Origin of the sequence: Mycobacterium sp., assembly GCF_032161845.1 — a bacterium.
Taxonomy (GTDB): Bacteria; Actinomycetota; Actinomycetes; order Mycobacteriales; family Mycobacteriaceae; genus Mycobacterium.
Window position 1 is genome coordinate 1 of the sequence record NZ_JAVRQA010000462.1, and the last position, 7,791, is coordinate 7,791.

5 protein-coding genes, 1 tRNA gene and 1 pseudogene are annotated in these 7,791 nt (G+C 64.0%); 2 read left to right on the forward strand and 5 right to left on the reverse strand.

The features are described from left to right. The first annotated feature begins 80 nt into the window (after positions 1–80). Entirely contained in the window at positions 81–1,832 is a 1,752-nt protein-coding gene (locus QOD90_RS25020; protein WP_526354139.1) for a sigma-54-dependent Fis family transcriptional regulator, read from the forward strand. Between the two features lie 835 nt (positions 1,833–2,667). On the opposite strand, the gene QOD90_RS25025 is transcribed toward QOD90_RS25020, so the two are convergent. After that, a complete protein-coding gene (locus QOD90_RS25025; protein ID WP_526354141.1) occupies positions 2,668–3,444 on the reverse strand; it encodes an antibiotic biosynthesis monooxygenase in 777 nt (258 codons plus the stop codon). A gap of 145 nt (positions 3,445–3,589) precedes the next feature. Between QOD90_RS25025 and QOD90_RS25030 the strand changes: the two genes are divergently transcribed. After that, entirely contained in the window at positions 3,590–4,198 is a 609-nt protein-coding gene (locus QOD90_RS25030) for a TetR/AcrR family transcriptional regulator (protein WP_526354143.1), read from the forward strand. Here the strand turns inward: QOD90_RS25030 and QOD90_RS25035 are convergent. The 4 genes and pseudogenes from QOD90_RS25035 to QOD90_RS25050 form a co-directional block, all read right to left on the reverse strand. Beyond that, positions 4,195–5,049, reverse strand: coding sequence for a fumarylacetoacetate hydrolase family protein (locus QOD90_RS25035; protein WP_526354145.1), 855 nt, complete (start codon positions 5,047–5,049; stop codon positions 4,195–4,197). The two genes, QOD90_RS25030 and QOD90_RS25035, sit on opposite strands and share 4 nt — an antisense overlap. Then, positions 5,049–6,473, reverse strand: a complete 1,425-nt coding sequence (locus QOD90_RS25040) for an FAD-dependent oxidoreductase (RefSeq protein WP_526354147.1) — start codon at positions 6,471–6,473, stop codon at positions 5,049–5,051. The genes QOD90_RS25035 and QOD90_RS25040 overlap by 1 nt, the downstream gene beginning before the upstream one ends. Positions 6,474–7,006: 533 nt before the next feature. Beyond that, positions 7,007–7,080 (reverse strand) — tRNA-Met (locus tag QOD90_RS25045). A gap of 387 nt (positions 7,081–7,467) precedes the next feature. Beyond that, positions 7,468–7,791: pseudogene (locus QOD90_RS25050) on the reverse strand (UPF0182 family protein); the annotation flags it as partial.

The window sequence follows — 7,791 nt, forward strand, 5'->3', positions numbered from 1 at the left end:
TTCTCAAATTGAGACGTCGCACGCTCAAAGCATGCCTAAGCTGCCGGTTGCAGCCTTTTTAGGACCGAGGTACAGCCACCATGGTCAAAGATGCCGACATCGCCGTTGGCACGAGGCGCGCGAGGGAGCAGTTCCTCACTGCAGGCGCGCCGAGTGCTGATGTCGTGGCGCCCAGCGTGCTCAGTTCGTGGCGCCGCTCCCGCGACCTGCATGTACATCCCGATCGCGTCGAGCTGCCTTACCTTCGCGACCCGGACACCGACACCCCACTCACCCATGCGGCTGCACCGGTGCTCCGCCGAATCGCCGAAGATCTATCGGCACAGGCTGTGAGCGTCGTGCTCACTTCTGCGGACGGCCTGGTGCTCGACCGAATCGCAGCCGATTCCACGTTCGAGCGGATGCTCGACGACGTCCGGCTCGCCAAGGGCTACAGCTATGCGGAGGAATTCGCGGGCACGAACGGCATCGGTACCGCTCTGGAGACCGGCCAGCCGGCGTTCATTCAGGGCAGCGAGCATTACGTGGGAACACTTGGGCGACTTGCGTGCGCGGGTTCGCCCATCCGCGAACCCGTCACCCGGCGAATACTCGGCGTGATCGACTTGACCTGTTGGGCCAAGCAGGCCGATCCGCTGCTCTTCGTCCTCGCCAAGAGTGCGGGCAGCCAAATCGAAGATCGCATCCGCGCGATGAACAACGAAACCGAGACCGTACTGCTCGACGCCTACCTCAAGCAGAGCCGCCGCTACCCCGCAGGCGTGTTGGCCATCGGTGGCGATGTCGTCCTGATGAATCCCTACCTGCGACAGGCACTGGACGCCGCCGACCAGACCGCCGTGCTTGACCATGCTGCGGAGATGACGCGGACCACGTTCACGACGACGACGGTAGCCACCTTGCCCAGCGGTACGTCAGTGAAGATATCGGCCGCCGAACGCATCGCGGTAGGTGTTCGCAGTGACAGCGTGGTGTTCCACGTGTCACTGCGGGTCACGGAAAGCGCACCGGCGCGCGGAAGACAGCCCATTCCACGACTCGCAGGCAGGAGCAGTTCATTTCGGCGAAGCTGCCAGCAGGTCGAGCGGTGCTACCGCGACCGCGAATGGGTGGTGATCGAAGGCGAACGTGGTTCAGGACGAACCCGCCTCGGCCAGGCGGTCGCGCAGTTCGTCACCCCTGAGCGCGCCATCCGCATTCTTCGTGCCGGATCCTTCGCTTCTGCAGACCTTTTCGTCACGGAATTCGACGCAGAGACGGACTGCGACGATTTCGCCGTCATCGTTGCCAATGTCGACGAACTAGCCGACGACGTCCTCGAGCCGCTAGCTGCCGTCATGCAGACGCGCGCGGGCCGTGGCTGGATCGCTGCGACGACGAGCACCGAACGGAAATCACCGTTGGTGGACATGCTCGTCCTTCCGTTCTTCACTCACACCGTGACGGTCCCCGCGTTGCGCCACCGGATCGAAGATCTCGAAGAACTGGTACCCATGCTGCTCAACGAGTTGACGCGCGGCGAGGCTCGGATGGACGGCGAGGCGATGCGGCAGCTTGGCAAGCTGCCATGGCCCGGCAATATCGCGCAGGTGCGCAGTGTGCTGGCCGAGACCGTCACGAGGCAGCGATCGGGCGTGATCGGGATCGACAAGTTGCCCGACGAGTGCCGTTCTCTGACCCGGCGCCGACTCACCCGCCTGGAGGCGATGGAGCGCGATGCCATCGTCCGTAGCCTTTCGGAGAACGACGGCAAAAAGGCCGAAGCCGCCGAGGCCCTGGGGATGTCCCGCGCCACGATCTACCGGAAGATCAGGGATTTCGGCATCACCTGAAAACGCTGTGTTCCGGTCGCCAACGTCTGAGCGACGCGCACTGATTGCCCTAGCTGCCGGGTGAGCGGTCCAGTAATGCGGATCACAGAGTTCGATGCAGTGATGCGGCGGACGGGAAATGACCATGAACCTCAACGACGAGTTCTGGCTGGCAGCCGCCGCCCAATCGTGTTACCGACCGGCATGAAAACGGCCCCCGAAGAGATCTCCGAGGGCCGTTCCATTTAGTAGCGGGGACAGGATTCGAACCTGCGACCTCTGGGTTAGGAGCCGACGGGTGACGGTTCCACCGGATCCTCGACGTCTTGTCTGTCAACGTCAGCACTCTCTGCAGTGCCGTGAACGGTCCATTCGTTGCGCCGCATTTAGGCGGTCTCGCCGAGTTTGGTCCCCAAATATGTTCCCAATGCATCGGGCCCGTAGGACGGCCGAACCGTCGTGGCACGGAGGGAGGGCTCCACCGGTATTGGTGGTTGATGATGGCGGATGTGTCGAGATGCAAGGAAGATTGACCAGGATCGCCGAAGGTACTTTGACAAAACTTCGGTGTGTCTTCTCGGCCTGTCAATCTTCATTGCATACAGCCTGGTGAAGATCGAATCGAGTTTCGGAAAGAGACCAGTGTGCGAGCAGTGCGTACAAGAACAAGCTGAGCCGCTCGGCACCCATTGATTACGGCCCGGATCTCTACTTCGAGAATTTGCGACTGGAAGCCATCGGACACCGTCGGCAAGTTCCTCAAGATGGCGTTGCGCGAGCAGGTAGCGATCCACCACTCGTCTCGGAGTTCGTCGACCGATCAGGCCTGACGGAGGGCATTGCGCGCCCGCAGCGGTTAGACACCTGGCGTGAGCAGCTCTTGTTGCGGGGGCCACTCGACGAGTGTGGCGGCTTCCCTCTGGAAGGCAGCCATGTGGGCGGTCTGGTGGTGTGCGGTCATCGCCGCTGGGCTGGCCCATGACTCGTAGACCACGGTCGTGTTCGGATCGTCCTTGGAATGGTGCACCCGGTAGGCAAGGCAGCCGTCCTCGATGCGGGTGGCCTCGGCCACCGCTTTCATCAGAGTTTGCACTTCGTCGGCGTGACCGGGCAGTGCCGTGAGTCTGCCGATAGCGCAGACTGTTTGACTGTCGTCGTCGGCGGCGGGGGTGGGACCGGTGCCCAGCCACGGCGAGTCGAATTCGATGGCAGAGTCGCCCAGCCGGTGGGGCTCGGTGGTGTAGAACCGCAGCCGGAACCCGTCGGGGTCGACGGCCACCAGCAGCCAGCCCACCAACGCCACGATGGGTGGCGAATGGTGGATGCCGAGAGCGTCGAGTCGAGCAATCCAGTCGTCCAACGCCGAACGATTGGCGACTGCCAAGGTGAGGAAGTCGAAACCAGTCAGGCTTCCTGCCGTGGCCGGGTCAAGCCGCAACTCAAGGTGACCGGTGAGACCTGGAACGTCGAGGATCACCGCGAAGAGGGTGCCGTCAGGACGGCGGTGATCCAGTTCGCCGAGACGCCGGGCGCCGAGAACACTGGCGTACCAGGCGGAGCTCTGCTCCAAGTCGGTGACGGGCAGCTTGATGTGATGGATCCCGTCATGAGCCGGGTTCAGCGGGGTATTCATGCTTGGTTCAACTCCTCTGCGATGGTTGGGCGAATCGGTCGGGACTCGGCCTGGGCCCTTCGTCAAAGCGAAACGTACGTTCTTATATAAGGCTAGGCCAGTTTCGGTGCTAGCGCAACCGATCGTTTCCGTTTACTGTGAGGACGTGCCCAAACTGTCAGATCGCCTGCGCGACGAACGTCGGCGCCACATCGAAGTGAGCGCATGGAAATGCTTTTCGCGCAACGGCTTCCATGCCACGTCGATGGACGACATCATCGCCGAGACTGGAATGTCCTCCAGTGCCGTTTACCGGTACTTCCGCAGCAAGGACGACCTCATCGCCGCAGCCGCCGATGAAGCGCTAACCCTGGTCCGTGACACCTTCGCGCACCTCAGTGAACAGGACCCACCCCCATCGCCCAAGGAGGTGTTGAACGCCCTCGTCGCGTCACTGGACCGGCAGACCACCACCCACGACTACGACCTGAGCCGGATCACGATCCAAGCCTGGGGCGAGGCCCTGCGTAGACCCGAGCTGCGTGAGCGCTCGGTTCACTTCTACGCCGAGGTACGTGCACATCTGACGACCCTTGCCAAGCGATGGCAATCCAATGGCCGTCGGCTGCCGAAGGCACGGGCCGAGGCAGCAGCCTCGGCGCTCTTCGCGCTCATGCCCGGGCTGATCATCGGCCACCACCTCTCTGAACCACTCGCCGCCGAGCAGCTGCTGGCCGGGATCGACGCGATCGCCGACGTGACACGTAGTGGCTAGTCGTGGTCGGACCAACCGGCGACGACGGGATTGCTGAGATATCCAACCCCCGCCACTCCGACGGTGACGCTGTCGCCGGGGCAGAGGAACTCTTGGGGCGTCCTGCCGACACCGGTGCCTCCCGGCGTGCCGGTGCTGACCACGTCGCCTGGTTGCAGTGTGACGCTTCGAGTGAGGAACTCGAGAAGGGTTGGGATGGAATGGATCATGGTGTCGGTGGTGGTCCGCTGTTTGTACGCACCGTTGACCGTGGTGCTGATCTCCAGCGGGTGCTCGTTGACGTCGGGGACTTCGTCGGCGGTCACGATGTGCGGACCGAGCGGACAGAAGGTGTCCGGACACTTGCTGAGCATGATCTGCATGGGTTCGCGATCCATCACGTCGCGCGCGCTGACATCGTTGATCATGGTGTAGCCGAAGATGAATTCATGGGCGCGTTCGGCGGGCACCCGATGGGCCGGCTTGCCGATGATGACGCAGAGTTCGGCTTCCCAGTCGGTGTGCGTCTCGGGTGCTGGGATGCGGATGGGTTCGTCGGGACCTACGACTGCCGAGCGCAGTTTGGCGAAGAACACCGGTTCGGTTGGGTGCAGTCCGGTCTCGGCGAGATGGTCGGCGTAGTTGCCACCTGTCAACACCAGGGTGGCGCTCGGCGCCAGCGGAGCCAGGAACCGCTTCGGATGTACCAGTACGCCAGGGTGTTCCATTGCTCGGCGCAGGCGGTCCAGCTCGCTGGGGCCGGCGTCGATCAAGGCCCCGAGGTCAGCGTGACCCGTCGCGAGCACGCCGTCACCGACACGCACGCCAATCGCCGGGCGGCCCGCGTCGTCGGCGTAGGCAACGATCTGCATCAGACACCGGCCCTCTCGGCACGAGCGTGGAATACCTGCGATACCAACGCGTCGTCGGCGACGTAACCGTCAGGACGAACGTAGAGCGGCCGCGGCACCTTGGCACACTCGATGACCGAAACCCCTGCGGGATAGTCATTTCGGTGTTCCGCGGGTGTCACGACCGACCAGTTCAGATCGTCGGCAGGGCACAACGCCGGCGGTATCCGGTGTCCGGCGGAGAATTCGTCATCGGATCGTCGATCGGCGTAGCCGACGTCGAGTTGGGACAGCTGTTGCACTAGCCAGTGCTCAGCACCCGACACCTGCGACACTGCCGCGATCGCATCGTTTCGCAGCGCGACCTGATCAGGTCCGGACACCATCGACAAGCCTCCCAGTTGGCCGGTGAACGCGATGAGCCGCTGGGCCACCGGCAGGCGCTCGGCGGCGTAGGTGTCGAGAAGGGCAGGCGCCGCGCCTCCCGTCAGAACGGCATGCAGTTTCCAGGCAAGATTTGCGGCGTCCTGAATCCCGGTGTTCATGCCTTGGGCGCCTGCGGGGCTATGGGTATGGGCGGCATCGCCGGCAAGGAAGACGTTGGACGTCGACATCCGGTCGGCGACGCGTTGCTGCGCGCGGTAGGTGGCCGCCGAGACGACCCGGGTTACCTGCAGACTCGCCAGTGCGCTGCTCCCCCGGTGGGCGATCAGCTCTTCGACGTCGTCGGCCGTCGGCACGGCAGCGTTGGCAGGGACCGAGGCGACCACCCGGACCTGACCGAGGGGCAGCGGAGAAACCAGGAGCATCCCGCGTGCCGAGAAGAAGAACGTCGTGTCGCAGTTGTCGTGCGGCCAACGATCGAACTCGACGTCGGCCACGGCGACCAACTGCTCAGGGCTGTCCCCGGGAAATCCGATGCCCGCCCGTTGCCGAACCGCGCTGTGCACCCCGTCGCACCCAATCACGTAGCGCGCCTGGATCGCTCGAAGTTCTCCACCGGCGGTGGCGACGGTGACGGTGGTGCCGGGGAAGTCGTCGACCATGGCAATCATGCGCACCGACCGGTGCACCACCCCGCCGAGGGCGCGCAACCGCTCCTCCAGCCGGTACTCGGTCTGCTGCTGGCCGACCAGCAACAGATACGGATACGGCGTGTTCAGTGACCCGTAGGGCGCCCGCAACAACACGCGATCCCCGTCCTGGGCTGCGAATCCGCGCCCCTCGATGCCGTCGTCGATCAGCGGTGCCGCCACGCCCAACCGTTGCAAATACTCCAGCGTCCGGGGTTGCACCGCTGCCGCCTTCGAACCAGCTGCCAGAGCGGGTTTGCGGTCGATGACCAAGCACTCAACCCCCAATTGCAACAGGCTCGCAGCCAAGGTCAAGCCAGCTGGACCAGCGCCCACGATGAGTACGTCGGTCCGGTCAGGCAAGAGCATCATCGGGACCCTCCTCAAACAAATAGAAACGTTCGTTGTCGTATAAAACTACGCTCGATTAGGCACTTAACGCAACCGATCGTTTCTCTTTAGCCTGAGATCGTTCGCAACGACTTGCGGTGGTGCCCGTCGGGCCAGTGCAATTCACCGGCAGGTACAGGTTGCCAAGGGCTGGCGTCTCAGTACCACTACCTGCGTTTACGAGAACTCGAATTTGCCTCTGACTTCGAGATGATGGTCCAAGCCGAGCGAGAGGCCGAGCGTGAGCGCAAGGCCGAGTTACGGGAGCAGAAGAAGGCCGAGCAAGAACCGCAGGCCGAGCGCGCCCGGCTCGAAAAGGAATGAGCGCGCGGGTACCAATAGGGGTAACTCACGCCCCGTGCGCTACCGGCGGGCAGTCTGTCAAGGTTTTCTCGTTGCAGCCGAACGTTGCCAAAACTCGTTAGGTTTGCGAATGTTCCCAATCGTGTTCCCAAACCACACAAAAAGGCCCCCAGAGTCTCCTCTGGGGGCCTTTTTCCGCTGCTAGCGGGTAGTAGCGGGGACAGGATTCGAACCTGCGACCTCTGGGTTATGAGCCCAGCGAGCTACCGAGCTGCTCCACCCCGCGACGGGTGAACACAAGGTTACCGAGCACCCGGCACAGCTCCAAATCGTGTGGTCAGCGCATCACGGCGGCCGGATCGTGCAAATTGGGGAGCGCGCGCAGCGCAGCGCGTCCTCGCTGTGGCAGCGCGCGGGCGAAGCGGGCACGGCAAGTTCGACCCGGGACCGGTGGACAGGGACGGCACGCACGGCACCCCTCGCGGAGTGAGGCGTCACGCCGACCGCGCCGATCAACGCAAGCGACTGCCCGCACGATCAGCGAGGCCACCTGCGACGCCCCTGCGCCGTCACACAGCCCTCAGCGGAGGTTCGAGGCACGCCTGTAGGCAAGTACGGCGCGCGGCTTGTAGCGGCCCGAGCAACCGATAACGCACCCGACGAACTTAGCGGCCTACTTGGCCTGCCGGTACTTGGCCATGGCGTCATCCAAATTCTGCAACGCCTGACCATACTCGGCGAAGTTGCCGCTCTGCTGCGCCGACTGCATCGCGTCCAGTGCGGTCTGAACCCCCTGCAAGGCAGCAGCTTTCGCGGCGGTCAGCTGAGTCGGTCCACTGGGGACCGCCACGGGGACGGGTACCTCGGGAGCGCGGCCCTGCTGATTCGAGGGCGGTGTGGCCGGGGGTTGGCCCGGCTGCGGGTTCGCCGCGGGTGGTTGACCACTCGGCAGATCCGTCGGTGCGGGGCCGGTCGCCGTCGCTCCCGCGCCGGCGCC